This window comes from Stappia sp. TSB10GB4 (genome assembly GCF_900185745.1).
In the GTDB taxonomy this organism is placed as follows: Bacteria; Pseudomonadota; Alphaproteobacteria; order Rhizobiales; family Stappiaceae; genus Stappia.
This window is the reverse complement of sequence record NZ_FYAV01000036.1, coordinates 104381-130116: the sequence shown is the minus strand read 5'-3', so window position 1 is coordinate 130116 and position 25736 is coordinate 104381. Positions and strand designations below refer to the sequence as shown.

General features: G+C 68.4%; 18 protein-coding genes. 13 read left to right on the top strand and 5 right to left on the bottom strand.

The features are described 5' to 3' along the window. The first annotated feature begins 201 nt into the window (after positions 1-201). The 12 genes from TSB10GB4_RS06900 (at position 202) to TSB10GB4_RS06845 (ending at position 16203) form a co-directional block, all read left to right on the top strand. A complete protein-coding gene (locus tag TSB10GB4_RS06900) occupies positions 202-654 on the top strand; it encodes an RT0821/Lpp0805 family surface protein (protein WP_186395124.1) in 453 nt (150 codons plus the stop codon). A 186-nt stretch (positions 655-840) separates the two neighbouring features. Continuing rightward, positions 841-2250 carry a hypothetical protein gene (locus TSB10GB4_RS06895; protein WP_186395123.1) on the top strand — a complete coding sequence of 470 codons (1410 nt, stop codon included), beginning with the start codon at positions 841-843 and terminating at the stop codon, positions 2248-2250. A 190-nt stretch (positions 2251-2440) separates the two neighbouring features. Beyond that, a complete protein-coding gene (gene ccmI, locus TSB10GB4_RS06890; RefSeq protein ID WP_186395122.1) occupies positions 2441-3598 on the top strand; it encodes a c-type cytochrome biogenesis protein CcmI in 1158 nt (385 codons plus the stop codon). Positions 3599-3641: 43 nt separating this feature from the next. Beyond that, positions 3642-4079 carry a cytochrome c maturation protein CcmE gene (gene ccmE / locus TSB10GB4_RS06885; RefSeq protein WP_186389963.1) on the top strand — a complete coding sequence of 146 codons (438 nt, stop codon included), beginning with the start codon at positions 3642-3644 and terminating at the stop codon, positions 4077-4079. A gap of 62 nt (positions 4080-4141) precedes the next feature. Further along, positions 4142-6136 carry a heme lyase CcmF/NrfE family subunit gene (locus TSB10GB4_RS06880; protein ID WP_186395121.1) on the top strand — a complete coding sequence of 665 codons (1995 nt, stop codon included), beginning with the start codon at positions 4142-4144 and terminating at the stop codon, positions 6134-6136. Next, positions 6136-6627 carry a cytochrome c-type biogenesis protein gene (locus TSB10GB4_RS06875; RefSeq protein WP_186395120.1) on the top strand — a complete coding sequence of 164 codons (492 nt, stop codon included), beginning with the start codon at positions 6136-6138 and terminating at the stop codon, positions 6625-6627. The genes TSB10GB4_RS06880 and TSB10GB4_RS06875 overlap by 1 nt, the downstream gene beginning before the upstream one ends. A 96-nt stretch (positions 6628-6723) precedes the next feature. Next, entirely contained in the window at positions 6724-7950 is a 1227-nt protein-coding gene (locus tag TSB10GB4_RS06870; protein ID WP_186395119.1) for a bifunctional alpha/beta hydrolase/OsmC family protein, read from the top strand. Between the two features lie 183 nt (positions 7951-8133). Beyond that, the gene (locus TSB10GB4_RS06865) at positions 8134-9675 is read left to right on the top strand and encodes a Do family serine endopeptidase (RefSeq protein ID WP_244296523.1); all 1542 of its coding nucleotides are present in this window, start codon (positions 8134-8136) and stop codon (positions 9673-9675) included. 281 nt (positions 9676-9956) lie between these two features. After that, positions 9957-10646, top strand: a complete 690-nt coding sequence (locus tag TSB10GB4_RS06860) for a response regulator transcription factor (protein ID WP_186389958.1) — start codon at positions 9957-9959, stop codon at positions 10644-10646. Further along, positions 10643-12073 (top strand): HAMP domain-containing sensor histidine kinase, encoded by a 1431-nt coding sequence (locus tag TSB10GB4_RS06855; RefSeq protein WP_186395117.1) that lies wholly within the window; start codon positions 10643-10645, stop codon positions 12071-12073. Before TSB10GB4_RS06860 ends, TSB10GB4_RS06855 begins: the two co-directional genes overlap by 4 nt. A gap of 120 nt (positions 12074-12193) precedes the next feature. Continuing rightward, positions 12194-15121, top strand: a complete 2928-nt coding sequence (locus TSB10GB4_RS06850; protein WP_186395140.1) for a bifunctional [glutamine synthetase] adenylyltransferase/[glutamine synthetase]-adenylyl-L-tyrosine phosphorylase — start codon at positions 12194-12196, stop codon at positions 15119-15121. 302 nt (positions 15122-15423) lie between these two features. Beyond that, a complete protein-coding gene (locus TSB10GB4_RS06845) occupies positions 15424-16203 on the top strand; it encodes a hypothetical protein (RefSeq protein WP_208984531.1) in 780 nt (259 codons plus the stop codon). Between the two features lie 62 nt (positions 16204-16265). Here the strand turns inward: TSB10GB4_RS06845 and TSB10GB4_RS06840 are convergent, their stop codons facing one another. The 5 genes from TSB10GB4_RS06840 to TSB10GB4_RS06820 form a co-directional block, all read right to left on the bottom strand. After that, entirely contained in the window at positions 16266-16742 is a 477-nt protein-coding gene (locus tag TSB10GB4_RS06840) for an SRPBCC family protein (RefSeq protein ID WP_186395115.1), read from the bottom strand. Continuing rightward, positions 16732-17079: a helix-turn-helix transcriptional regulator gene (locus TSB10GB4_RS06835; RefSeq protein WP_186395114.1), complete on the bottom strand. Its 348-nt coding sequence runs from the start codon at positions 17077-17079 to the stop codon at positions 16732-16734. The genes TSB10GB4_RS06840 and TSB10GB4_RS06835 overlap by 11 nt, the downstream gene beginning before the upstream one ends. Before the next feature lie 205 nt (positions 17080-17284). Continuing rightward, positions 17285-19642 carry a PAS domain-containing sensor histidine kinase gene (locus TSB10GB4_RS06830; RefSeq protein WP_186395113.1) on the bottom strand — a complete coding sequence of 786 codons (2358 nt, stop codon included), beginning with the start codon at positions 19640-19642 and terminating at the stop codon, positions 17285-17287. A gap of 256 nt (positions 19643-19898) precedes the next feature. After that, positions 19899-22544 carry an aminopeptidase N gene (gene pepN, locus TSB10GB4_RS06825; RefSeq protein WP_186395112.1) on the bottom strand — a complete coding sequence of 882 codons (2646 nt, stop codon included), beginning with the start codon at positions 22542-22544 and terminating at the stop codon, positions 19899-19901. A 119-nt stretch (positions 22545-22663) separates the two neighbouring features. After that, positions 22664-23509, bottom strand: coding sequence for an alpha/beta hydrolase (locus tag TSB10GB4_RS06820; protein ID WP_186395111.1), 846 nt, complete (start codon positions 23507-23509; stop codon positions 22664-22666). A 236-nt stretch (positions 23510-23745) separates the two neighbouring features. On the opposite strand from TSB10GB4_RS06820, the gene TSB10GB4_RS06815 reads away from it, so the two are divergent. Beyond that, the gene (locus TSB10GB4_RS06815) at positions 23746-25653 is read left to right on the top strand and encodes an adenylate/guanylate cyclase domain-containing protein (RefSeq protein WP_186389950.1); all 1908 of its coding nucleotides are present in this window, start codon (positions 23746-23748) and stop codon (positions 25651-25653) included. The last annotated feature ends 83 nt before the right edge of the window (positions 25654-25736 follow it).

The following is a 25736-nucleotide window of genomic DNA, read 5'->3' as shown; positions in this document are numbered from 1 at the left end:
CGTGTGTAACGTTTTGACAGGGATTTCGGGCCGATCCTTCCTCCCGGTTGGCGGTTACCGTCCGGTCATTTGGGCTTTCGGCGGCGCCTGTGCGCCGCCGCTCCGGTTGACACGCATCTGGCCTCGGGTCCGGTAGAGGACCCAGTAGTGGGGCCCGGTAGCGGAGCCGGAGCTAGAGGGATGAAACGAGGGCAAGCGCGGATGAAGGCCGTGAGACTCGCCATTGCCATGGCCCTGGCCGCCGCCACGGGCGCTTGCGGCTCCACCGAAACGGTCGGCTCCGGGCCTGTCGTCGTCGGCGGCAGCCTGTTCGGCAGCGCCTTCAGCGCGCCGACCGTGCAGCAGTCGGAGGCCGATCTGGTGCTCGCCGACCTCTTGCGCACGGAAGCGGGGCAGGGACTGGCGATCGGCGACCGGCGGGCCGCCGCCACCGCGCTGCGCGGGGCGCTCGGCACCAATCGCACCGGCGAGACGGTGCAGTGGCAGAACCGCAGTTCCGGCGTCAGCGGCCGTGTCGTCACCGGTCCCAGCTACCAGGTCAACAACACCCTGTGCCGCGACTACACCCATGTGGTCAGCACGCAGGGCGTCGAACGCTCGATGCGCGGCGCCGCCTGCCGCACCCAGGACGGCGCCTGGCAGCCGATCATCTGAGCCGCCCGCCGGATCTCCCGCAAGGAGCCGATCAGAAGGCCCCGAACAGGCTGCCGCTCCGCGCGGGCGTGAACTCGCGCGGTGAGGTTCCCTGCTCCGCGTGGGGGCGGCGATCGCCAAGATTCGGTTAAACATTATCTGAAATTATCGCCGGATGATCCAACAGCCCCCTTCGAGCGCTGCCCGATGCCCGACCGGCACTATCTGACGGCAAAGATCCGGTCCTATCTGCAGGCGCTGTCGCCGCGTGCCATCCACACCCTGTTGCGGGGGCTGGAAGGGGCGCGGGCGCGCGGGTCCGACGATCCCCATCTCGATCTCATTCTCGATGCGTGCCTGAGCGCGGTGCGCCGCGACACCGGCATCGTGCTGGATGCGGCGCCGCGCGAAAGCTGGCTGCAACGGCTGTTCTTCGCGCCGGTCGAGGACATGCTGGTCGGCGAGACGCTGCCCGCCAAGGAGCGCGGCCGCATCGCCCGCGCCAGCCTGCCCCTGATCTGGACCTGGATCTCCCGCGATCTTGCACCGGATCGGGTGGCCCAGGCGGTCGACCTCTGCCGGCGGCTGGAAACCGAGCCGGACGAGGTGATCGAACTGGCGGTGTCGCTGCGCCGCAACGTGCTTCTGCCGATGGAAAAGGCGCTGGCGGAGGCGCGCGCCGACGACCGCGTCCACCAGAAGACCAGCATGCTGCTGGGCGGCGAGCGGGCGCTGCGCGACGCCGAGGATCTGGTCGCCGCCTTCCGCGAGGGCGGCTGGCTGGAGGCGCTGCGCGAAAGCCTGCCGGAGCGGCTGACCGAATGGGATTTCAAGCCGGGCAGCCCGGCGCTGATCCGCATCAAGGCGGTGACCGACCGGCATCCGGACGAGAGGGCGCTGGTCGCCTCCGTCGTGCTGAACCGGGTGGAAGCGCCGGAATCGATGCTGTCGCTGGCGGCGGCGCTCGCCGGATCGATGTCTATCCGCAAGATCGCCGAGAGCCGCTATGCGGTCTTCGCCGAAATGGTGCTGTCGGAGGTCGAACGCCAGGCCGGCATTGCCTGCGGCGATTGCAGCAACCTGAAACTCTCCAGCGCGATCGACGCTTACACCCGCATCGTCAAGGTGCTCGACCGGCAGTTCGACCTGACGGAAAAGCCGGCCTGGCACAAGCGGGTGGCCGAAACGCGCCGCATCCTGTCGAACCTGATCGCCCGCGACCTGGAACTGGCCACCGGCAACATCCGCCGCCTGCTCGTGGTTCCAACGCTCGACGCCGACGGCGAGCCGCAGATCGACGGCGCGCTGCTGGACGGCGCCCATCGCGGCGTGATGCTGGTCGGCAAGATGCGCGACGCGGCGGAGAATCTCGCCGTCAACGAGATCACCGCCCGCACCCGTCAGGCGCTCGATCAGTCGCTGGAAATCAAGACGCGGGCGCTGCTCTCGGCCCTCGCCGAGGCCGGCGAGACGACGCGCAAGGCGCATCTGGTCGCCGTCGATATCGCGATCGAACTGTGCGAGGCCTTTTACGGCAAGGACTATGCCGACCAGTTGCGGCGCAGCCGCAAGGCGGCGCTGACGCCGAAGCCGGACGCCCGGCAGATCGCCTCCTGATCCCGTCTCCTGATCCCATTCCCTGATCTTGGCCGACCTCGCCGGCGCACCGGGCCGGCGGAGGCACGCGGGGCGGCCGGGCGACGTGTCGCCGTTGAACGGATCGTGATCGGGGTCGTTTCGGCGCGACCGCCTGTCACAGGTCGCTTATACTTGCGGAAATCGCCGCGGCACGGTCTATATCCTCCTCATGACGCTTTGGATCGCCTTTTCCATCCTGACGGTGCTGGCCGCGCTCGCCGTGCTGGTTCCGCTCGCCCGTTCCGGCCGCGACGAGGCCGCGGTCGCCGCCTTGCACGATGCCGAGGTCTACAAGGCCCAACTGGCCGAGGTCGATCGCGATCTCGACCGGGGCCTGATCTCGCCGGAGGCGGCGCAGGCCGCGCGCACGGAGATCGCCAGGCGGCTGATCGCCGCCGACCGCGAGGCACGCCAGACCGGTCCGCAGACAGGGGAGGCGGGCAAGGCCGCGGCCGTGGCCCGGCTGCGCCTGGTGCAGGGGCTGGCGCTGGCCCTGGTGCCGCTCGGCGCCGTCGCCGCCTATCTCGCCTTCGGCTCGCCCGACATGCCCGACCAGCCGCTGGCCGCCCGCCTGGAGATGCCGGCGGACGGCCGCTCGCTGCCCGAACTGGTGGCGCGGGTCGAGCGGCACCTTGCGGACAATCCGGGGGACGGGCGCGGCTGGGACGTGCTGGCGCCGGTCTATATGCGCCTGGGACGGGCGGAAGACGCCGCCGCCGCCTATGCCGCCGCGATCCGGCTGCTGGGCTCCGATCCGCGCCGGGAAACCGATCGCGGCGAGGCGCTGGTCGTCGCCAATAACGGCATCGTCAGCGCCGAGGCGCGGGCCGCGTTTGAGCAGGCGGTGAAGCTGGAGGCGGGAGCGGTGAAGCCGCGCTTCTTCCTGGCGCTGGCGCTGACCCAGGAGAACCGCACGGACGAGGCGGTCGCAGCCTGGCGCGCCCTGCTGGCCGACGCGCGCGGCGGCGAGGCCTGGGCCGAGGCGGCGCGGCTGGAACTCGCCAAGCTCGGCGCCGAGACCGCCGGGGCGACGGCGGAGCCTGCAGCGCCAGGGCCGAGCCGCGAGCAGGTCGAGGCCGCGTCAGAGATGGCGGAGAGCGACCGGCAGGAGATGATCCGCTCCATGGTCGATGGGCTGGATCGGCGGCTTGCCGAGGACGGCGGCAGCATGGAGGACTGGATGCGGCTGATGCGCGCGCTCGACGTGCTGGGCGAGCGCGACCGTTTGCGCGAGGTCATTGCGCGCGCCGGCGAGGCGCTGAAGGATGACCCGGCCGCCGTCGCCGGCGTGCGGCAACTGGCCCGCGAACTGGGCGAAGGCTCCTGAGCGGCACAAACTGGTGGGCAGCGACGGGAACGGACGAAGCAAGATGACCCGCAAGCAAAGACGCATGACGATGATCGCGGCCGCCGGCGGCGTGCTGGCCGTGGCGGTGGCACTGATCCTGGTGGCGCTGAACGACCAGATCGTGTTCTTCCAGAGCCCCAGCGACATCGTCGGCAAGCAGTTGCCGGACGGCCAGCGCATCCGCCTCGGCGGACTGGTCGAGGACGGCAGCGTCGAGCGCGGCATGAATGCCGAGGTGCGTTTCGCCGTGACCGACACGGTGGAAAGCGTCAATGTGGTCTATGTCGGCCTGCTGCCCGATCTGTTCCGCGAGGGACAGGGCGTCGTCGCCGAAGGCGTGATGAAGGGCGACGGCTGGTTCCATGCCGACAACGTGCTGGCCAAGCACGACGAGAACTACATGCCGAAGGAAGTGGCCGAGGCGCTCAAGGGCAAGGGCGTCTGGCAGGGCGAGGACTAGCCGGACCCGATCCGGCCGCGCGCGGGCGATATCGCCTGCCGAGTTGAGGGAGACGATCGGGGATGATCATCGAGATCGGCCATTTCGCGCTGATTCTGGCCTTCGTGCTGTCGGCGCTGCAGAGCGTCGTGCCGGTCTGGGGCGCGGTAACCGGCGACCGCCGGCTGATGGCGGTGGCGCCGCCCGTCGCCGGCATGATGTTCCTGCTGGTCGGCATCGCCTTCGCGGCGCTGACGCAGGCCTACATGGTCTCGGACTTTTCGGTCGTCAACGTGGTCGAGAATTCCCATTCGGCCAAGCCGGACCTCTACAAGATCACCGGCGTGTGGGGCAATCACGAGGGCTCGCTGCTGCTGTGGGTGCTGATCCTGGTGCTGTTCGGAGCGCTGGTCGCCGCCTTCGGCCGCAACATTCCGATGGAGCTGAAGGCCGCAACGCTCGGCGTGCAGGGCTGGGTGACGGCCGCCTTCCTGCTGTTCATGCTGGCGACCTCCAATCCGTTCCTGCGCGCCTCGCCGGCGCCGATCGAGGGCAATGACCTCAACCCGATCCTGCAGGACGTGGGCCTGGCGATCCATCCGCCGCTGCTTTACGTCGGCTATGTCGGCTTCTCCATCGTCTTCTCCTTCGCCATCGCGGCGCTGATTCTCGGGCGGGTCGACGCGGCCTGGGCCCGCTGGGTGCGGCCCTGGACGCTGCTCGCCTGGATGTTCCTGACGCTCGGCATCGCCATGGGCTCTTACTGGGCCTATTACGAGCTCGGCTGGGGCGGCTACTGGTTCTGGGACCCGGTCGAGAACGCCTCGTTCATGCCCTGGCTCGCCGGCACGGCGCTGCTGCATTCCGCCATCGTCATGGAAAAGCGCGGGGCGCTGAAAGTGTGGACGGTGCTGCTCGCCATCCTCACCTTCTCGCTGTCGCTGCTCGGCACGTTCCTGGTGCGCTCCGGCGTGCTGACCAGCGTCCATGCCTTCGCCACCGATCCGGCGCGCGGCACCTTCATCCTCGGCATTCTCGTGGTTTTCATCGGCGGTTCGCTGGCGCTCTACGCCTGGCGCGCGCCGATGCTCAAGCAGGGCGGGCTGTTCGCCCCGGTCAGCCGCGAGGGCGCGCTGGTGCTGAACAACCTGCTGCTGACGGTGGCGACCGCCGCCGTGCTGATCGGCACGCTCTATCCGCTGCTGCTGGAGGTGCTGACGGACGAGAAGATCTCGGTCGGCCCGCCCTTCTTCAACCTGACCTTCGGACCGCTGATGATCCCGCTGCTGCTGGCGATGCCGTTCGGCCCGTTCCTGGCGTGGAAGCGTGGCGATCTCGCCGCCGTCGGCCAGCGGCTCTACGCGGTCGCCGGCCTGGCGCTGCTGGCGATGCTGGTGACCGCCTGGATGGAGGGCACCGAGAAGATCCTCGCCGCGCTCGGCGTCGGCCTCGCCGCCTGGGTGATCTGCGGTGCGGCGGCCGAGATCCTCTCGCGCGCCCGCTTCCGCGATGTCGGCCTGTCGACCGGCCTTGCCCGCCTTGCCGGCCTGCCGGGATCGGCCTGGGGCACGGCGCTCGGCCATGCCGGCATCGGCCTGACGCTGCTCGGCATCGTCGCCGTCTCCGCCTTCCAGGAAGAGAAGGTGCTGACCATCCGGCCGGGCGAGAGCGTCGAGATCTCCCACTACTCGCTGGCCTTCGCCGGCCTGGCGCGGCGCACTGGACCCAACTATGTCGACGATGTCGGGCATTTCGACATCTATCGCGGCGGCGTGAAGGTCGCGGTGGCGGACCCGGCCAAGCGGCTCTACACCGCGCGGCGCATGCCGACGACCGAGGCGGGCATCGTCACCTTCGGTCTGTTGTCGCAGGTCTATGTGTCGATCGGCGAGGTCCATGCCGACGGCGGCGCCGACATCCGCCTCTATTACAAGCCGCTGGTGACCTTGATCTGGATCGGCTGCCTGGTGATGAGCTTCGGCGCCGTGCTGTCGCTGTTCGATCGCCGGCTGCGGGTCGGCGCTCCCAAGCCGGCCGCCGCCCGCAAGATGGTCGCCGCCGGGCAGGGGGCCGAGTGATGCGCCCGCTCCGCCTGCTGCTGCTCGCCCTCGCGCTGATGGTCGCGGCCCTGCCGGCGGCGCGCGCGCTGGCGCCGGACGAGGTGCTGGACGATCCGGTGCTCGAGCAGCGGGCGCGGGAGCTCTCCGCCGAACTGCGCTGCATGGTCTGCCAGAATCAGTCGATCGACGACAGCGACGCGCCGCTCGCCAAGGACCTGCGCGTGCTGGTGCGCGAGCGGCTGGTGGCCGGCGACACCAACGCCGAGGTGGTCGACTTCCTGGTTGCCCGCTATGGCGAGTTCGTGCTGCTGAAGCCGCGCCTGACGCTGCAGACGGTGGCCCTGTGGGGCCTGGCGCCGCTGGCGCTCGCTATCGGCCTGCTGGTGCTGTTTCTCGGCGCCCGCCGCCGCCGCGGGGCCGCTGCCGTCGCGGCCGGCGGTGCGACGCGGCTGACCGGCGAGGAGCAGGCCGAACTGGACCGGATCCTGTCCCGCGACAGGGAGGCGTGATCGGCTCGCGGTTTCGTGGTTTGTTGGGCGTCGGCGGGGGCTTCGAAAGACACCCCGCGTTCCGAACGACAAGATCGCCCGAAGACGGAGAGCCCGATGCCCGCACAGCCAATCCGAGTGACCTTCGAGGGCCATGATGGCGCGGAGCTGTCCGCCCGGCTCGACCTGCCGACCGGCCGGGTGCGCGCCTATGCGCTGTTCGCCCATTGCTTCACCTGTTCCAAGGACGGGGCTGCCGGCCGGCGCATCGCCGAAGCGCTGACCCGCGAGGGCATTGCCGTCCTGCGGTTCGATTTCACCGGGCTCGGCGGTTCCGGCGGCGACTTCGCCTCCACCAACTTCTCCTCCAACGTGGCGGATCTTCTCAAGGCCGCCGCCTTCCTGCGCGAGACCCATGCGGCGCCGAAGCTCCTGATCGGCCATTCGCTGGGCGGCGCCGCGATGCTGGCGGCGGCGCGCGAGATTCCCGAGGCGGTCGCCGTCGCGACCCTCGCCGCGCCGGCCGATGCCGATCACGTCCTGAAGAATTTCCATGCCGATATCGAGCGGATCCGCGACCAGGGCGAGGCGGTGGTCGAACTGGCCGGCCGCCGCTTCACCATCGAGAAGCAGTTCCTGGAGGACATCGCCGAGCAGAACGTGCGCGAGCGCGTCGCACATCTGCGCAAGGCGCTGTTGGTGCTGCACGCGCCGCGCGACGAGACGGTCGGCATCGACAATGCCACGCGCATCTTCGTGGCGGCAAAGCACCCCAAGAGCTTCGTCTCGCTGGACAGTGCCGACCACCTCTTGACCGATCCGGCGGATGCGGCCTATGCGGCGGGCGTGATCGCCGCCTGGGCGAGCCGCTATATCGGCATGGAGGCGGAGGCCGCACAGGTTGAGGCGAAGGGCGTCGAGGTCAGCGAGACCGGGCTCGGCAAGTTCCAGGCGATGGTGGTGTCCGGCCGGCACCGGCTGATCGCCGACGAGCCGGAGGCAGTCGGCGGTCTCGACAGCGGACCCTCGCCCTACGGCTATCTGTCGGCGGCGCTCGGCGCCTGCACCGTGATGACGCTGCGCATGTATGCCGAGCGCAAGGGACTGGCGGTGACGCGGATCTCGGCGACGGTGACCCATGGCAAGGTGCATGCGGCGGATTGCCTGGAGTGCACGCAGGAGCTTCGCGGCCGGGACGGGCGCATCGACCGCTTCGAGCGGCGGATCACCATCGAGGGCGATCTGGATGCCGAAACCCGCGCGCGGCTGCTGGAGATCGCCGACCGCTGCCCGGTGCATCGCACGCTCGAGGCCGGGGCTGTGATCGTCACCCGCGAAGCGTGAGCCGCTGCGCCCGACCCACTCCCGCAACATTACCAAAGCTTAATTTCGCCGACAGGCGGCTGTAAGGCGGCGTGTTCCATATCAGTCGGGACAGTCGGCGAACGCTTCCCCGCGAAAGACCGCCGGCTCGAAGGGTCCTGACCTCCGGACGCCGTCCGGTTCCTGATGTGGAGAGAGCAACACATGTCGACCAAACAGATCCCCTCGGCCATCCGCCGTCTGCCGCGCCGCCGCGCCGGCCTTGTCGCCGGTGCCCTGGCGCTGGGTCTTGCCGGCGCGATGAGCCTGCAGACCGTGGTGCCGGGGCAGTTCGCCCTTGCCGACCCGGTGCGGGTCGAAACCGAGGCGCCGCAGAACTTCGCGCCTGTCGTTTCGGCAGTGAAGCCGGCGGTGGTGAGCGTGCGGGTGCGCACCGACGAGACGCCGCGGATGATGTCGTCGCGCGACGGGGGCATCCCCGGCTTCGAGGACCTGCCGCAGGATCACCCGCTGCAGCGCTTCTTCCGGCGCTTCGGCGGCGAGCCCTTCGGCGGCGAACAGCGCCGCGAGCAGCAGCCGCGCCGCCACGGCATGAGCCAGGGGTCCGGCTTCTTCATCACCGGCGACGGCTATCTGGTCACCAACGAGCATGTCGTGGCCAACGGCAAGACCTTCACGGTGATCACCGATGACGGCAACGAATACGAGGCGAAGCTGATCGGCGCCGACAAGCGCACCGACCTTGCCCTGCTCAAGGTCGACGCCGAGGGCCAGACGTTCACGTATGTGGAGTTCGCCCCCGAGGCGCCGCAGGTCGGCGAATGGGTCGTGGCGGTCGGCAATCCGTTCGGCCTCGGCGGCTCGGTGACCGCCGGCATCGTCTCGGCCCGTGGCCGCGACATCGGCGCCGGTCCCTATGACGACTTCATCCAGATCGACGCGCCGGTGAACCGGGGCAATTCCGGCGGCCCGGCCTTCAACGTCAAGGGCCAGGTGATCGGCGTCAACGCGGCGATCTTCTCGCCCTCGGGCGGCAATGTCGGCATCGCCTTCGCCATTCCGGCCTCGACGGCCAGCACGATCGTCAAGGACCTGCAGAAGGACGGCACGGTGGTGCGCGGCTGGCTGGGCGTGCAGATCCAGCCGGTGTCCAAGGACATCGCCGAGAGCGTCGGTCTGAAGGACGCCAAGGGCGCGATCGTCGCCGACGCCCAGGGCGACAGCCCGGCGCGCAAGGCCGGCATCCGCTCCGGCGACACGATCCTGAGCGTGGACGGACAGTCGGTCGACGGGCCGCGCGACCTCGCCCGGATGATCGCCGCCTATCCGCCGGAGACCGAGGTCACCCTCAATGTCTGGCGCGACGGGCGCGAGCAGGACGTCAAGGTCATCCTCGGCCGGTTGCAGGATGACGGCCCGGCGACGGCGGCGGTCCAGCCGACCGGCAAGGACACGGCCTTCGTCGACAGCCTCGGCATGGAACTGGCGGCGGCAAGCGCGATGGGCGCCGGCGAGCGCGGCGTGGTCATCACCGACATTCCCGCCGACAGCTCGGCGGCTGAAAAGGGCCTGCAGCGCGGCGACGTCATCCTCGAGGTGGCCGGCCAGCCGGTGAGCGACCCCGGCGAGGTCGCCGGAGCCGCCCTTGCCGCCAGCGAAAACGGTCGCAAGTCGGTGCTGCTGCGCGTCGAGCGGAACAATGCCTCGCGCTTCGTCGCGGTGCCGGTCGACCAGAACAGGGGCTGAGCGGCAGGCGGCGCGCCGGACAGGGTGCGCCGCCGCCGCCAACGAAACCGGATGACGCCGCCCGACGAGCCAAGCCCCCGAACGGCGGCGCGGCATCCGGAAGGTCACCGGCATGCGAGGGGCAGGTCCGCAACCGCCACCAGACGCATGCCAGGGGACCGGGGCCCCGGACCGCCAGACGGTCCGGGGTTTTTCATGCCGTTCGACGCGGGCTCCTGCCGATGCTAAACCCAGCAACCGGAACCAGCCCGAGACCAAAGACCAAAGACACGGAAGAGGTCATGCGGATCCTGATTGTCGAGGACGACAAGGAAGCGGCGAGCTATCTGGCCAAGGCCCTGCGCGAGGCGGGGCATGTGGTCGACCATGCCGCCGATGGCGAGACCGGCTACGATCTGGCCGCCAGCGCGCCCTATGACGTGCTGGTGGTGGACCGGATGCTGCCCCGGCGCGACGGCCTGTCGCTGATTTCCGGCTTGCGCGCGGACGGCAACCACACGCCGGTGCTGGTGCTGTCGGCGCTCGGTCAGGTCGACGACCGGGTGACCGGCCTGCGCGCCGGCGGCGACGACTACCTGCCCAAGCCCTACGCCTTCTCCGAACTGCTGGCCCGGGTGGAGGCGCTCGGCCGCCGACCGCGCCAGCAGGAGGTGGAGACGAGCTATACGGTCGGCGACCTGACGCTCGACCGGCTGAGCCACACGGTGACGCGCTCGGGCCAGGACATTCCGCTGCAGCCGCGCGAGTTTCGCCTGCTGGAATACTTGATGCAGCATGCCGGCCAGGTGGTCACCCGCACGATGCTGCTCGAACATGTGTGGGAATATCACTTCGACCCGCAGACCAACGTGATCGACGTCCATATCTCGCGGCTGCGCGCCAAGATCGACAAGGATTTCGATCGGCCGTTGCTGCATACCGTGCGCGGCGCCGGCTACACGATCCGCGACAGCGGCCGCGCCGGCGCATGAGCGAACCGACGACGACCGGCCGGCTGTTCCGCACCACGGCGATCAAGCTGGCGCTGATCTATCTGGCGGCGCTGACGCTCGCCTCCGGCGCGGTCCTCGTTTATCTGTCGCAGAACACCGCGACGGTCCTGCGCGACCAGGTGGTGGACACGGTCGACGCCGAGATTTCCGGCCTTGCCGACCAGTATCGCATCGGCGGCATTCGCGCGCTTGTCGCTGCCGTCGACGCCCGCTCCCGCCGGCCCGGCGCCAGCCTCTATCTCGTCACCGACTTCGCCGCCAATCAGCTCGTCGGCAATATCGAGCAGCTCGACGACCGGGTGCTGGCCGGCGAGAGCGGCGAGTTGCAGCGGGTCATGTACACCCCGATCGGCGGCGGGGCGCGCCGCGAGGCGCTGGTCAGGGTGTTCCAGCTTTCCGGCGGCTTTCGCCTGCTGGTCGGCCGCGACCTGCAGGAGCAGCAGTATTTCCGCTCGCTGCTGGCCGAGGCGATGCGCTTCTGGCTGTTCGTGCTGGCGGCGCTCGGACTGATCACCTGGGTCTTCGTCAGCCGCCGCGTGCTCAAGCGCATCGACGCGATGACCGCGACCAGCCGGCGCATCATGTCGGGCGATCTCACCGAGCGGCTGCCGGTGGAAGGCAGCGGCGACGAGTTCGACCGGCTGGCGATCGGCCTCAACGCGATGCTGACGCGCATCGAGGTGCTGATGCAGGGCCTCAAGGATGTCTCCGACAACATCGCCCATGACCTCAAGACGCCGCTGACCCGCATGCGCAACCGGCTGGAGGAGGCGCTGCGCGGCGACCTGTCCGGCGACAGCAAGGCGCGCGCGGTGCTGGAAACCACCATCGAGGACTGCGACGCCCTGATCCGCACCTTCAACGCGCTGCTGCGCATCGCCCGTGTCGAGGCCGGATCCTCCGACGCCAGCTTCGGCGATATCGACGTCTCGGCGCTGGTGCGCGAGGTGGGCGAGCTCTACGCGCCGGTCGCCGAGGACGAGGGCGGCGGCATGGAGCTTCGCGTCGCCGACGGGCTGACGGTGACGGGAAACCGCGAGCTGCTGGTGCAGGCGCTGATAAACCTTGTCGAAAACGCATTGAAATACGCTCGGCAGGAGGCGGGCGAGGGCGCTAGGGTGGAGCTGGAAGCGCGCATGGAGGGCGGCGACGTCCTGCTCGGCGTGCGCGACCACGGACCCGGCATCGCCGATGCCGACAAGGAGCGGGTGCTGCACCGGTTCGTGCGGCTGGAGGCAAGCCGCAGCGCCCCCGGCTCCGGTCTCGGCCTCAGCCTGGTGGCGGCGGTGGCGCGCCTGCATCACGGGCGGCTGGAACTGGCGGACGCGGAGCCCGGACTGGCGGCGCGGCTGTGGCTGCCGGCGGCCGGACGCGACGGCGAGGGATGGCCAGCGGGCGGCGACTGACGGAACGGCCCGGTGCAACGGGCGGATCGGGAGGACGGATTGAACGACAGTGTCGCAGCGCAGGGCACCGCGGATGGTGGCGACCGCAAGGGGAACGGCAGCGAGGCGGGCACGGGCGGCATGCCCCTGCTGGCGGCCTTGCGGGTGGTGCCGCTCGCCGAGAGCGAGGCTGCAGCCGAAGCGCTGTTGCAGGATTTTGCCGACGTCGTCGCCGGGCTTGGACCGGATGCCGACCGGCGCCGCAGCGTGGCATCCTTCCTTGCCGGCGCGCTGACCAATGCGCCCTATCTCCGCGATCTCGCGGCTGCCGACCATGCCCGCCTTGCCGCGCTGCTGACGGATGTGCCGCAGGCGCGGGTCGACCGGCTGGTCGCCGAGGCCCGCGAGGTGGCCGGCGACGACGAGGCCATGGTGATGGCCCGCTTGCGGCGGCTGAAGCAGGATCTCGCCCTGACGCTGGCGCTCGCCGACATTGCCGGTGCGCTCGATCTCGACGCGGTGACCGGTGGCCTTAGCCGCTTTGCCGATGCGGCGCTGACGGCGGCGATCCGCTTCTGCCTGCGCGATCTCGCCCGGCGCGGCAAGTTCGAGATCCGCAACGAGGCCGCCCCGGAACAGGGCTGCGGTTTCGTGATCCTCGCTATGGGCAAATACGGCGCGCTGGAGCTGAATTACTCCTCCGACATCGATCTCATCGTGCTCTACGAGCCGGGCCTCGCGCCGGTGACGGGCGGGGCGGAGGCGCCTGTCGAGTTCGTCCGCATGACCAAGCGGCTGGTCAAGATGATGGGCGACCGCACGGTGGACGGCTATGTCTTCCGCACCGACCTGCGGCTGCGTCCGGACCCGGGCGCGACGCCGCTGGCCATGTCGATCCCGGCAGCGCTGGTCTATTACGAGAGCCTCGGCCAGAACTGGGAGCGCGCGGCCTTGATCAAGGCGCGCGCCTGCGCCGGCGACGTGCCCTGCGGCGAGAGCTTCCTGAAGGAAATCTCGCCCTTCATCTGGCGCAAGTATCTCGACTATGCGGCGATCGCCGACGTGCATTCGATCAAGCGCCAGATCCATGTGCACAAGGGGCACGGGCGGATCGCGGTGGCGGGCCACAACGTCAAGCTGGGGCGCGGCGGCATCCGCGAGGTGGAGTTCTTCGCCCAGACGCAGCAGTTGATTGCCGGCGGACGCATCACCGAACTGCGCGGCCGGCGCACGCTGGAGACGCTGGCAACGCTCGCCGCGCTCGACTGGATCGCGGCGGAGGCGCGCGACGAACTGACGGAGGCCTATCGCTTCCTGCGCGCGGTGGAGCACCGCATCCAGATGGTCAACGACGAGCAAACCCACATTCTGCCGGCCGAGGCGGAGGCGCGCGCCCGCGTGGCGCGGCTGATGGGCTTTGCCGAGCTGGAGCCATTCGAGGAGGCGTTGCGGGCGCGGCTGACGCGGGTGCAGAAGCACTATTCGGCCCTGTTCGAGAACGAGCCGGAACTGGCCTCGGACCTCGGCAACCTGGTCTTCACCGGCGACGACGACGACCCCGAGACGCTGGAGACCCTGACCCGGCTCGGCTATCAGCGGCCGAAAGAGGCCGGCAAGATCATCCGGGCCTGGCACTTCGGCCGCTATCCGGCGGTGCGTTCGGCCAAGGCGCGCGAGCGGCTGACCGAGCTGCATCCGGTGCTGATCTCGGCGCTGGCCAGCACCGACAATGCCGACCAGGCGCTGCTGGCCTTCGACAGCTTTCTGTCGAAGCTGCCCGCCGGCGTCCAGCTCTTCTCGCTGCTGCGCTCCAACCCGCAGCTTCTCAAGCTACTCGCAACGGTGATGGGCGCCGCCCCGCGCATGGGCGAAGTGGTGTCGAAGCGGGTGCATGTGCTCGACGCGGTGATGGATCCGGCCTTTTTCGGCGCCATGCCCACCTCGGCCGAGTTCCGCGCGGGTCTGGCCCGCACCCTCGACCTTGCCCGCTTTTACGAGGACGCGCTCGACCGGGCGCGCATCTTCGCGCAGGAGCAGCAGTTCCTGATCGGCCTGCGGCTGCTCTCCGACACGCTGAACGCCCTGCAGGTGGGCGAGGCGCTGGCGCGCCTTGCCGAGACGGTGGTGGCCGGGCTGATGCCTTTCGTGATCGATCACGTGGCGGAAAACCACGGCCGGTTGCCGGGCGCGGACTGGGCCGTGATCGCCATGGGCAAGCTCGGCGGACGCGAGATGACGGCGGCGTCCGATCTCGATCTGATCCTGCTCTACGACCACCCGGAGGAGGTGACCGAGACCGACGGCAAGCGGCCGCTGGCGCCGAGCCAGTATTTCATCCGCCTGACCCAGCGGCTGGTCGCGGCCCTGTCGGCGCCAACGGCGGAGGGGCGGCTCTACGAGGTGGACTTCCGCCTGCGCCCCTCGGGCAATGCCGGACCGCTGGCAACGCGCCTTGCCGCCTTCGAGACCTATCAGGCCAAGGAAGCTTGGACCTGGGAGCACATGGCGCTGACCCGGGCCCGGGTGATCGCCCGGTCGACCGACGCCTTTGCCGCAAGGATCGAGACCAATATCCGCGAGACGCTGGCCCGGCCGCGCGACGCGAAGACGGTGGCCGCCGAAGTGGCGTCGATGCGCGCGAGGATCGAGGCGGAGAAGGGGACATCCGACATCTGGGACCTGAAGCAGGTCGCCGGCGGCCTTGTCGACGTGGAGTTCATCGCCCAGTACCTGCAACTGGTCCATGGGGCGACGCATCCGCAGATCCTGTCGCAGACGACGGAGACAGTGCTGGAACGCACACGCGACGCGGGTCTGCTCGAAGCCGGCGATGCCGAGGTGCTGCTGCCGGCCATCCGCCTCTATCATGCCCTGACCCAGGTGCAGCGTCTGACGCTGGACGGTCCGTTCAAGGCGGATGCCGTGCCCAAGGGCGTCAAGGATCTGCTGGTGCTGGCGGGCGAGGCGCCGGACTTCGCTCATCTTGAGGCGCTGATGGCGGAGACGCAGCGACGGGTGCGCGGCACGTTCGAGGCGCTGGTGGGGAAGGTGGAGCCGGCCGCCGGCTGAGGCGGCCGGAACTGGCGCCGTACAGCGCTTCCGGCTCGGCGTACCAACCTGCGCGCCGCAGGCGGCATGTCCGCTCAACCCCGTGTCGGCACGCGTGCAAGGATTTGCGCAAGGACGGGATTTCCGCTGCGGATTCCCTTTGCATGCCGACCGGATTGTTTGCATTCTCTCGCAACCTGTTGCGTCCTCCGCCGCCTTTTCGATCGGACATTGCCGTGATCACGCCTCGTCGCGCCGCGCTTGCATTCGCCTGTTTGACCGCTCTTTCGTCCGCGGCCATGGCCGAGGAACGCTGCTTCGCCATGGAGACCAAGACGAGCGAGGCGGCGATGGTTCTCAACCTGCCCGATACGGACGGTCCCGTTGCAGGAACCGAGCACGGCACCGTGCAGGATCACGAACAGCGCTATTACACCAGTTGGGAAAGCAAGATCACCGGCACGCGGTCGGGCGACTGGCTCGATGTCACGGTCGAAACGGAGATCGAGGAGGATCGCCAGGTCGGGGACCACAGATGGCGGATCGACGGCGGCGCGATCGTCACCGACCGCGGCCGCTTCGAGCCGGTGCCTTGCAACGGCAGCGAGAGAAGCGGCTTCGACAATGTTCCCGATCACGCCAGCGACGACATTTCGCGGGGGCACTGCCTCGATACGGAAGAGGTGATCCTATCCTGCGAACTCCAGGACGGTGACGTGCTGTCTGTCTGCGCCGCCGCCGGTGTCTCCGCGCTGGCCGTGCGCCAGGGGCCGGTGGTCGCGCCGGACCTGGACCTTCCCGGCACGGCCGAGGGCAGCGTCGAACGCTTCATGATCCATTCGCTCGGCTATTCCGGCGGCTACGACACCCGCCTCGGTCTGGTGTCCGGGGATTACACCTATGTCGTCTATGAGCGCATGATCAGCCGGGGGCCGGCCGACCCGGAGAAGGATATGGAAGGCGGCGTCCTGCTTTACGAGGGGCGGACCCAGCAGGTCGAACTTGCCTGCAACAGCCTGAGCGAGGCCGGGCAGGGGCTCGGCCAGCTCTTCGGCGCAGTGCAGGAGAAGGCGTTCTTCGACGAGGACGGTCTCGTCGACTGATCGGCCGGGGCGGCGATGCCGCCCCGATCCGTACCCTCCCGCGCCGCCTTTCGGAACTGCGCCTATCGCGACTTCAGGAGGTCCAGCGCATAGGCGTCGAGTTGTTCACACACCGTGCCCCAGCCATCGTGAAAGCCCATGTCCTCATGGGTCTTGCGCGCATCGGTGGAGCGGTGCCGGGCAATGGCGGTGTAGTTCGTGCCGCCGCCGGCGGCGTCCTCCAGCAGCAGGAGGGCTGTCATGAACGGATCCGGCGCCGGCTTCCAGCCTTCGGTATAGGCATCGGTGAAGACCAGCTTCTCCTGCGGCACGACCTCCAGGAACACGCCTTCGTTCGCCATCTCGTTGCCTTCGACCTCGAAGGTGGTGTTGAAACGGCCGCCGACGCGCAGGTCGATGTCGCAGGCCGTCACCTTGTGAGGCCTCGGCACGAAGAAGTGCTTGATATGCGCGGGTGTCGTCCAGCATTCCCAAAGGATCGCGCGCGGCGCCTTGAGCGTGCGCGTCAGGATGAGATCGGTTTGCGGATCAAGTTTCATCGTTCCTCTCTTTCACAAGCTGGGTGACATAGGCGTCGAACTGGTCCAGCCGCGAGGTCCACAGCGCCTGCTGCTCGGCCAGCCAGTGCGTCACCGGGGCAATTCCGTCCGCCGATAGCCGGCAGTATCTCACGCGTCCCGTCTTCGTCGTCTCGATCAAGCCTGCGGCTTCGAGCTTGGCCAGATGTCCCATGAACGAAGGCAGGGTCATGGCGTGAGCCGAGGCCAGTTCACTCACCGAAGCCGGCCCCCGTGCGAGGCGCGTGACCACAGCCCTGCGGGTCTCGTCACTCAGGGCGGCGAATTTGAGGTTCAGCTTCGGATCATGCTTAGCCATGCGCCTAACTATTCCAGCGTCGCGAGGAGGTCAATAGAAACTTAGATCATTGCCTAACTTTCTGGAAGGCGCAAGTGAGCGGCGCGGTGTCGCAGGCATGGAGGGGAGGGCCGGGCAACGAAAAGGGGAGGGCGGGGCAACGAAAAAGGCCCCGCAGGGGGCCTCTGCCGGAGACGCCGAAGGGAAGATGCGCTCGCCCCGCCCGTCACGCCGCCTTGCTGGCCGGGCGCATGTCGACCGGCAGGGTGACGGTCACCGTGGTGCCCTTGCCGACGGCGGAGCGGATCTCCATCGTGCCGTCATGCAGCTTGACCAGCGACTGAGCGATGGCAAGGCCAAGCCCGGAGCCCTTGTGCGTCTTGGTGAACTGGTTCTCCACCTGCACGAAGGGCTTGGCGAGCCGGACGATGTCGCTCTCGCGAATGCCGATGCCGGTGTCCGAGATGGCTATGACCACCGCATCGACGCCGTCCATCCGGCCGTGGGTCGCAGCCAGCGTCACCGAGCCTCCGTCGGGGGTGAACTTGACCGCGTTGGCGAGCAGGTTGAGCAGCACCTGCTTGACGGCGCGCCGGTCGGCGGAGAGCGACAGGCCTTCCTCGGTCTCGCAGGTGACGGAAATGGTCTTCTCCGCCGCGGCTGCCGAGATGATGCGCGACACGTCGGTGACGATGGCGCCGAGATTGACCGCCTCGCGCTTCAGCTCCATGCGGCCGGCCTCGATCTTCGACATGTCGAGAATGTCGTTGATCACGTTCAGCAGATAGCGGCCGCTGTCATGGATGTCGGCGCAGTATTCGCGGTACTTGTCGGAGCCGAGCGGGCCGAACATGCCCTGGTCCATGATCTCTGAGAAGCCGATGATGGCGTTGAGCGGCGTGCGCAGCTCATGCGAGATGTTGGCGAGGAATTCGGACTTCGCCTGGTTGGCCTCTTCGGCCTTGGTCTTTTCCTCGGAATACTTTTCGGCAAGCTCGACGAGCTGCTGCGCCTGCACTTCCAGCTTCTGGCGGGACTGGCGCAGGTCGGCGACGGTGGCCATCAGCCGCCGCTCGCTCTCCATCAGCTTTTCCTCGTGCCGCTTCAGCGCGGTGATGTCGGTGCCGACCGAGACGAAGCCGCCGTCCTTGGTGCGCCGCTCGGAGATCTGCAGCCAGCGGCCGTCGGCGAGCTGAGCCTCGTAGGACGAGGACGGATCGGAGGCGTCGCTGCCGATGGTGGGGCTCGCCGAAACCACGGTCTGGCGGGCCGAGGCCATCACCTGGGCATAGGGCGTGCCGGCCTTGATGGCGGAATTCGGCAGGTTGTGCAGCGTCTGATAGTTGGAATTGCACATCACCAGACGGTTTTCCGTGTCCCACAGGACGAAGGCCTCGGAAATCGTCTCGATCGCATCGCGCAGGCGCAGGTCGGCGGTGCGGCTCTGCTCGGCAAGCTGCTTCTGTTCGGTGACGTCGATACAGATGCCGATCAGGTGCGGCTCGGCGATGCCCGGCTCGGTCTGAACCTCGGCGCGGGCGCGCAGCCACACCCATTCGCCATTGGCATGGCGCATGCGGAACATGCGGTCGACGGTGGTCTCGCCGGTTTCCAGCAGCGATTCCGCCAGTTGGTAGAGGTCGATGTCGTCGGGATGGGTCAGCGCGGAGATTTCGGAAAAGCCGAGGATGTCGTCGCGCGGCTGCAGTCCGAGCATTTCGTAAAGCGAGGCGGACCAGAAGATGCGCCCGCGGGACAGGTCCCAGTCGAACAGCCCGCAGCGGCCGCGATTGAGCGCAAGGTCGATGCGCGCGCGGGTCGCGGCATAGATCTGGTCGGCCTGCTCGGCCCGGGTCGCCTGCGCGAAGAAGGCGTAGATGAGCACGAGCAGCACCGACGCGGTTCCGACAAAGAGCGTGACATTGGCCGAAACGCTGGCCCGCCATCCGGCAAAGATCGTGTCCTTCGACTGGATCAGCGCGACCATGCCCAGCCGGCCTTCCAGATGATGCACGGTGGCATAGGCCACGCCGGCCTCGGTCGTGGAGATGGTGAGAACGCCGGCGCGGGCTCCGAAGATGGTCAGCGGCTGCCCGGCGCCCAGCAGGTCGGAGAGCATGCGCCCCTCCAGATCGGAGCGGATCGGCGCGGTGGCCATGATGACGCCGTCTGGATCGGCGACCAGGATGCGGCGCCCGTCGCCGGTGGCGCGCGGCGGCAGGCTGTCGGCCAGCGCCGCCTGCAGTGCCGTGCTGAAACCCTGTTCCGGCAGTGCCGCCTCGGCGGTCGACAGGCGCGCCGACAGGGTGGTTGCGATCATGGTGAGGTCGTCGCGCGCCCGCTGGTCGGTTTCCTCGTGATCGTAGGACAGGGTGAGGGCGCGGTAGGTGGCGAGCGTGGCGATGAAGACGATGCAGAGGATCGGGATGGCGCGGCGGAAGAACGGTTCCGCCGTCAACAGTCGCTGATAGGCGGGCTGCGCCAGCAGGCGGATGTGCCCGGTCAGCGACTGCGAGTCACGCTGCCGCTTCAACAAGTCCGCGAATCGACGCGCGGACGCCGCCCCTGCAAAGGCACGCGCCATCGTAATGGCTCCCGATGTGTCGATTTTGCCGCAAACAGAACGCAACCGGCGCTCGAATCATCTTCATTTGAATCGCATTCGCCTGCGTTGTCCAGAGTCCCCCAAGAAAAATATAGTTAATGGAAGCTTAACGCGATTTGCAGAACGCACAACTCTTGCGAGTCCCGTGGGGCGAATATGGAAAGGGCCGCCCGGGCCGCCACGGATGACTGCCCAGGCGGCCCGAAAGCCTGATTCGATGCGCTCCACCGGCCGGCTATTGCAGGCAGCGCTCGACGATGTCCCGCATGTCGGCGGACAGGTCCCCCTCCGCCGCAAGGCGCCGCAGGGCGGCTTCGGCATGGGCGCGCCGGCCAGGCTCCAGGGCCCGCCACGAGCGAAAGGCGGACATCATGCGCGCCGCCGCCTGCGGATTGCGCCGGTCGAGATCGCGGGCGAAATCGGCGACGAAGGTGAAGCCTGCCCCGTCCGGACGGTTGAACTGGCTCTGGTTGCCGCTGGCGAAGGCACCGACCAGCGCGCGGACCCGGTTCGGATTGGCCGGAGAGAAGGCCGGGTGGCTGGTGAGGTCGCGGACGCGGTCGAGGGTCGCGCCGTTGGGGGCCGTTGCCTGCGCCATGAACCACTTGTCCATCGCCAGCGGCACCGTGTGATAGCGCGCTTCATAGGCCGCGAGCGCCTCGGCCCGCCCCGGCAGATCCGCGTGAATGAGCACGGTCAGGGCGGCGAAGCGGTCGGTCATGTTATCGGCGGCTTCGAAATGCGCCTGCACGCGCGCGGCCCCGGCGGGGTCCGACCCGTGTCCGAGATAGTCGAGAAGCGTGTTGCGCAGGGCCCTTCGACCAGCGGAGCGGGCATCGGGCGAAAAGGTCGCGCCGTCGCGCATCGTCTCGTAGGTGGCCAGGATCTCCGGCGCGATGTCGTCAGCGACGGCGCGGCGGATGGCACCGCGCGCTGCATGAATCGCGTCCGGATCGACATTGTGGCCGATCTCGCGGGCGATGTCGGCCTCGCCCGGAAGTTGCAGACACAGGGCGCGGAACGCCGGTTCCAGGGTGTCGTCCGCGACATTGGCGGCGAAGGCCGCGACCAGCGCCGGGCTGACGGCAACCGGATCCTGGCGTGCGGTGCCGGCCGTGGCGGCGATGAGCGTCGTCATCACGACGCTCTGAAGCGCTTCCCAGCGGTTGAAGGGGTCCTTGTCGTTGGCCGCAAGGAACAGCAGGTCAGCCTCGCCAAGGTCGGTCTTGAGCGAGACGGGCGCCGAGAAGCCCCGCAGCACCGACGGCACGGCCCGTTCCGTCAGCCCCGAGAAAACCACCGTTTGCTGTGGCGAGCGGATGTGCAGGACGTCACCGGTAACCTCCGCGCCGGCGACGCCCGCCGGCACGAGTTCGCGCCCGTCGGCGCCCATCAGACCGACGCGCACGGGAATGTGCATCGGCTTCTTCTCGCTCTGCCCGGGAGAGGGCGGCAGGTGCTGGCGGAAGGTGAGGGTGAGACGGCCGGCTTCGTTCTCGTAGGAACTGTCGACCTTCAGCACCGGCGTGCCGGCCTGCTCGTACCAGAGCGAGAACTGGTCAAGATCGAGGCCGCTTGCCTCCTGGAAACATGCGAGAAACGCCTCGATCGTGGTCGCCTCGCCATCGTGGCGGCGGAAGTAGAGGTCCATGCCCGCCCGAAACGCCGCATCGCCGATCAGGCATTTCAGCATGCGCACGACCTCGGCGCCCTTCTCGTAGACGGTGGCCGTGTAGAAGTTGTTGATCTCGTGATAGAGCCGGGGCCGGACGGGATGGGCGAGGGGGCCGGCATCCTCCGGAAACTGGTGCGACTTGAGCAGCCGCACGTCGGCGATGCGCTTGACGGCGCGCGAGCGCATGTCGGCGGAAAACTCCTGGTCGCGGAACACCGTGAGCCCTTCCTTCAGGCAGAGCTGGAACCAGTCGCGGCAGGTGATGCGATTTCCCGTCCAGTTGTGGAAGTACTCGTGGGCGATCACGGTCTCGATGCCGGCATAGTCCTGATCGGTCGCCGTCTCAGGACGGGCCAGCACATATTTGTCGTTGAAGATGTTGAGGCCCTTGTTCTCCATCGCGCCCATGTTGAAGTCGGACACGGCGACGATGTTGAACACGTCGAGGTCATAGGCCCGGCCGAACACTTCCTCGTCCCAGACCATGGAACGCTTCAGACTGTCCATGGCCCAGCCGCAGGCGCCTTCGTTGCCATGCTCGACATAGATGTTGAGCGCCACGTCGCGCCCCTCGCAGGTCCGGAAACTGTCGCGGACGCAGGCGAGATCGCCCGCCACCATGGCGAAGAGATAGGCCGGCTTGGGATGCGGGTCGTGCCAGACGGCATAGTGGCGGTCGGTGCCCGGCACGGGCCCGCTTTCCACGGGATTGCCATTGCCCAGCAGCACGGGCGCCTCGCTGACGCGCGCCTCGATGCGGGTGGTGTAGACCGCGAGGCAGTCGGGCCGATCCAGGAAATAGGTGATGCGCCGGAAGCCCTCCGCCTCGCACTGGGTGCAATAGGTGCCGTTCGACCGGTAGAGCCCCATCAGCTTGGTGTTCGCGTCGGGATCGAGCACCGTTTCGATTTCCAGCGTGAAGGGACCCGCCGGCGGCGAGGCGATCTCGAGCCTGTCGGGGGTGATGGTGCAGTCGGTGTCGGCAAGCGCCCGCCCGTCGAGCGACAGGGCAGTGAGCCGCAGTTCGTCGCCATCCAGCACCAGCGGCGTTCCCGGAACGGTCCCCGGCGCCCGCTCCAGGGCCAGCCGGGCACGGACCTTCGCCGCCCGTGGCGCAAGACGGATGTCGAGGTCGACCGTCGAGATGCGGTAGGCGGGCGGTCTGTACTCTTCCAGACGCACGGGGGCGGGAGAATCGGGGCGCATCGAGGCTCCTTCCTGCAGCGCTGCGGCATGTGGGTTCCCAACCTCAACGGAAACCAGTCCGCGCGCATTGAATAGGGTCATCGGGACCGCGCGCGCTGGCGCGGCGCGATATCCGGCGATCAGCAGATCGACCGGGCCATCGTCACCAGACGGTGGGTCAGGTCGCTGTCGGGATCCGCTAGCGGTCCGATGACGGTGAAATGGTTGTCCTGGCCGCGAATGTCGAGTTCCGTCTCCACGCCGCCGCGTGCCCAGATGTCGGCGATCACTCGCGACTGGCGGATGAACTCGGAGGATTCGCCCCCTCCGACGGCGGCGATCAGATGCGTCCCGGCCGGTGCCGCGAAGGCGATCGGCGAGACGTCGATGGCCTCCTTGCGATCGAGGCGCAGCTTCTCGTTGATCGAGGTGCCGATCAGCGGCTGGAGGTCGAACACGCCGGAAATGGCGAGGCCGGCGGGCACCAGCCGCCGCGGCAGGCCGCGGCTGCCCCAGTCCGTCGCCAGCAGCGACGCGGCAAGGTGTCCGCCCGCCGAATGGCCGTAGGCAACCACCGGACGGCGGTAGCGCTCCCACAGATGACCAGCCAGCCGGCGCATTTCCTCGATGATGTCGCCGACGCGGACCTGCGGACACAGGGTGTAGCTGGCAACGGCCACCGGCACCCCATGGGCGTTGGCGCCGCGCGCCATATGCGAAAAGAAGCTCCGGTCGAGCGCCTGCCAGTAGCCGCCATGAATGAAGAGGCCGAGGGGGCCGCGATCCGGCATGCCGCTCTCCGGGAGGAAAAGGTCATAGACCGTGCGCTCGCCCAGTTCGTAAGCCGTTGCCAGCGCGCAGACGGCCTCTTCGCGGTACCGGGCTGCGTCGCGCGCCCAGCCCTCGATGATCGCCGGGTGTTCCGGCACAAGCGCCCGGTTGTTGTATTCGGCCTCGTAGTCGATCACGCGCTCGCTCCCGTTCATTGAGTTTCCTCTTAGCGGCTGCGCCGAGCCGAGTACAGAGAGCGCGCGGCATCGCCGACGGGCGCCGGGATGCCCGCTCCCTGACGGAAGCCAGGCGCCGCGCGATTTGCCGCCGTGGGGTCGCGTTTCGGACGCAATCCGGCTTATTGTTTCGGAAACGGTAACCGCTGATATGCGATGGGAAGACACGACGGATATCGGACGGGGCCGAAATTGCAGGGATGGCGCGGCGACGCATGACCGATGGGAAAATTGAGCGCGTGGACGAGGAACAGCGCGTCTATTCGATTACCTGGGTGGTGGGCCTGGCTTTCGGGCTGCTGATCGGCGTCTCGATGCTGCTGGTGCTGGGCCTGGCGGTGACCGCCAACATGCGCAACACCTATTCCCTGCTGAACGACAAGGCCGTGCTGACCACCAATGCGCTGGAACGGCGGCTGCGAGACCATCTGGATCTCGCCTCGCAGGCCGTCGTGCAGCTCAAGACCGTGTTCGACGAACGGGAGCTCGACGGCCATCTGGAGGACCTGCGCGCCGAACTGACCGCCGCCGTATATGCCAACCCGTCTCTCGATGCCCTCGTCGTCAACGACACGGCGGGCGACGGCTTCGGCATCTATCGTTCGCCGGACGGACAGCTCTGGCCGTTCCGCAGGCAACAGATCCCCGAGGAAGCGAAGCTCTACGCGCTGCCGAACATGACCGCGGCTTCGCCCGCGACCTGGGGCCCGCTGGTGACTTCGGGGGACGTGCTCTATGCCAACGTTACCGTCCCGCTGGTCCGGGGCGGCGCGCTGGTCGGCTTTCTGACGGCCGCCGTGTCGATCGAGGAACTGGGCCGAACCGCCCGACAGCTCGACGAGGGAGCGTATTCCACGGTTTTCATCATCGCCAACGGCAATGAGGTGATCGCCCATTCGGACCTTGAGGACTTCGCCGCTCCGGGAGGGGAGGTTCCGCGCTTGCCGGTGACCGTCGAGGCGCTCGGCGACAAGGCGCTGATGCGCCTGTCGACATCGCGGCCGCTGGAGAATTTCCAGCGGGCCAGCGCCGCCGGCGTCGAGGTGCGGGACCTGGAAAGCGATGACGGCGAGCCGGACTATCTCTCGATGACCAAAGTGATCGCCGGCTATGGTCCGGGCGTGTGGACGGTGGGGCAGTACTATGTGGCCTCGTCGATATCGCGGGAGGTCCGGCGGCTGTTCGGCTCCGCGGTGGTCGGCCTGGTTTCCATCTTCGTGGCGATCGGTCTGTCGGTTCTGCTGGTGCGCAGGGCGACCCGGCCGCTGGCGGAAATCTCCCGCCAGGCCCGCTTCATCGGGGAACTCGACTTCGACCGCGTCGAGCGCCTGCCGCGCAACCGCGTGCGCGAGATCGACCAGGTGTTCCAGGCGTTCAATGCCATGGTGAGCGGCCTGAGGGCGATGAACACCTATGTTCCGCGCTCGCTGTTTCGCAAGCTGATGCGCCTCGGCATGGATCGGGCCGCAGTGGCGAGTGAGCGCGACCTGACATTCATCTTCACCGATATCGTCGGCTTCACCTCCCTGTCGGAGAACCTCACCGCAGCGGAGACGGCGGACGTGCTCAACGAGCATTTCGCGCTTCTCGTTGCGGCCGTCGAACGGGAGGGGGGGACGGTCGACAAGTTCATCGGCGACGGCATGCTGGCCTTCTGGGGCGCGCCGGACGAGCGGGCGGATCATGCGCTGGCCGCCGCGCGCGCCTGTCTCGGCATCGCGGCGGCCCTGCGGCAGGAAAATGCAAGGGCGCGGGAGAACGGCGGAAAGGCCGTGCACGTGCGCATCGGCCTGCACACCGGCCGCGTGGTGGTGGGCAATGTCGGGGCGCTCGACCGCTGGAACTACACCGTGGTGGGCGATGCGGTGAACCTGTGCGAGAGGCTGCAGTCCTTCGGCCGCGAGGTGGCGCCACGGGACGAGGTGGTGATCCTGGCGAGCGACACGGCTGTCTGCCGCATCCAGGCCCAGTCCGGCGGGATGATCGCTCCCGGTGCCGCGCTCAAGGTCGGGACGCACCGTTTCCGCGGCCGCAGCGAGGCGATCGCGGTGTGGCGGCTGGACGACACGGTGGAGCCGGAGAACCTGTGTCCGGCCGGATCGGGCCTCACGCTGGCCGGTTGAGTCCGGTCGCATGGGCCTTTCACACCGGTTTTTCAAGCCTGTGTCATGATTTTGTGATGCCGGTCACACGCGCCTGCGCTAGC

Bases quoted from the DNA above. Each gene is read 5' to 3' on its own strand.
- TSB10GB4_RS06865 (WP_244296523.1), top strand. From the start codon at position 8,134: ATGTCGACCAAACAGATCCCCTCGGCCATCCGCCGTCTGCCGCGCCGC.
- ccmI (WP_186395122.1), top strand. From the start codon at position 2,441: ATGACGCTTTGGATCGCCTTTTCCATCCTGACGGTGCTGGCCGCGCTC.
- TSB10GB4_RS06840 (WP_186395115.1), bottom strand. From the start codon at position 16,742: ATGAAACTTGATCCGCAAACCGATCTCATCCTGACGCGCACGCTCAAG.
- TSB10GB4_RS06815 (WP_186389950.1), top strand. From the start codon at position 23,746: ATGACCGATGGGAAAATTGAGCGCGTGGACGAGGAACAGCGCGTCTAT.
- pepN (WP_186395112.1), bottom strand. From the start codon at position 22,544: ATGCGCCCCGATTCTCCCGCCCCCGTGCGTCTGGAAGAGTACAGACCG.
- TSB10GB4_RS06845 (WP_208984531.1), top strand. From the start codon at position 15,424: ATGGAGACCAAGACGAGCGAGGCGGCGATGGTTCTCAACCTGCCCGAT.
- TSB10GB4_RS06875 (WP_186395120.1), top strand. From the start codon at position 6,136: ATGCGCCCGCTCCGCCTGCTGCTGCTCGCCCTCGCGCTGATGGTCGCG.
- TSB10GB4_RS06870 (WP_186395119.1), top strand. From the start codon at position 6,724: ATGCCCGCACAGCCAATCCGAGTGACCTTCGAGGGCCATGATGGCGCG.
- TSB10GB4_RS06855 (WP_186395117.1), top strand. From the start codon at position 10,643: ATGAGCGAACCGACGACGACCGGCCGGCTGTTCCGCACCACGGCGATC.
- TSB10GB4_RS06900 (WP_186395124.1), top strand. From the start codon at position 202: ATGAAGGCCGTGAGACTCGCCATTGCCATGGCCCTGGCCGCCGCCACG.
- TSB10GB4_RS06820 (WP_186395111.1), bottom strand. From the start codon at position 23,509: ATGAACGGGAGCGAGCGCGTGATCGACTACGAGGCCGAATACAACAAC.
- ccmE (WP_186389963.1), top strand. From the start codon at position 3,642: ATGACCCGCAAGCAAAGACGCATGACGATGATCGCGGCCGCCGGCGGC.
- TSB10GB4_RS06850 (WP_186395140.1), top strand. From the start codon at position 12,194: ATGCCCCTGCTGGCGGCCTTGCGGGTGGTGCCGCTCGCCGAGAGCGAG.
- TSB10GB4_RS06830 (WP_186395113.1), bottom strand. From the start codon at position 19,642: ATGGCGCGTGCCTTTGCAGGGGCGGCGTCCGCGCGTCGATTCGCGGAC.
- TSB10GB4_RS06860 (WP_186389958.1), top strand. From the start codon at position 9,957: ATGCGGATCCTGATTGTCGAGGACGACAAGGAAGCGGCGAGCTATCTG.
- TSB10GB4_RS06835 (WP_186395114.1), bottom strand. From the start codon at position 17,079: ATGGCTAAGCATGATCCGAAGCTGAACCTCAAATTCGCCGCCCTGAGT.
- TSB10GB4_RS06895 (WP_186395123.1), top strand. From the start codon at position 841: ATGCCCGACCGGCACTATCTGACGGCAAAGATCCGGTCCTATCTGCAG.
- TSB10GB4_RS06880 (WP_186395121.1), top strand. From the start codon at position 4,142: ATGATCATCGAGATCGGCCATTTCGCGCTGATTCTGGCCTTCGTGCTG.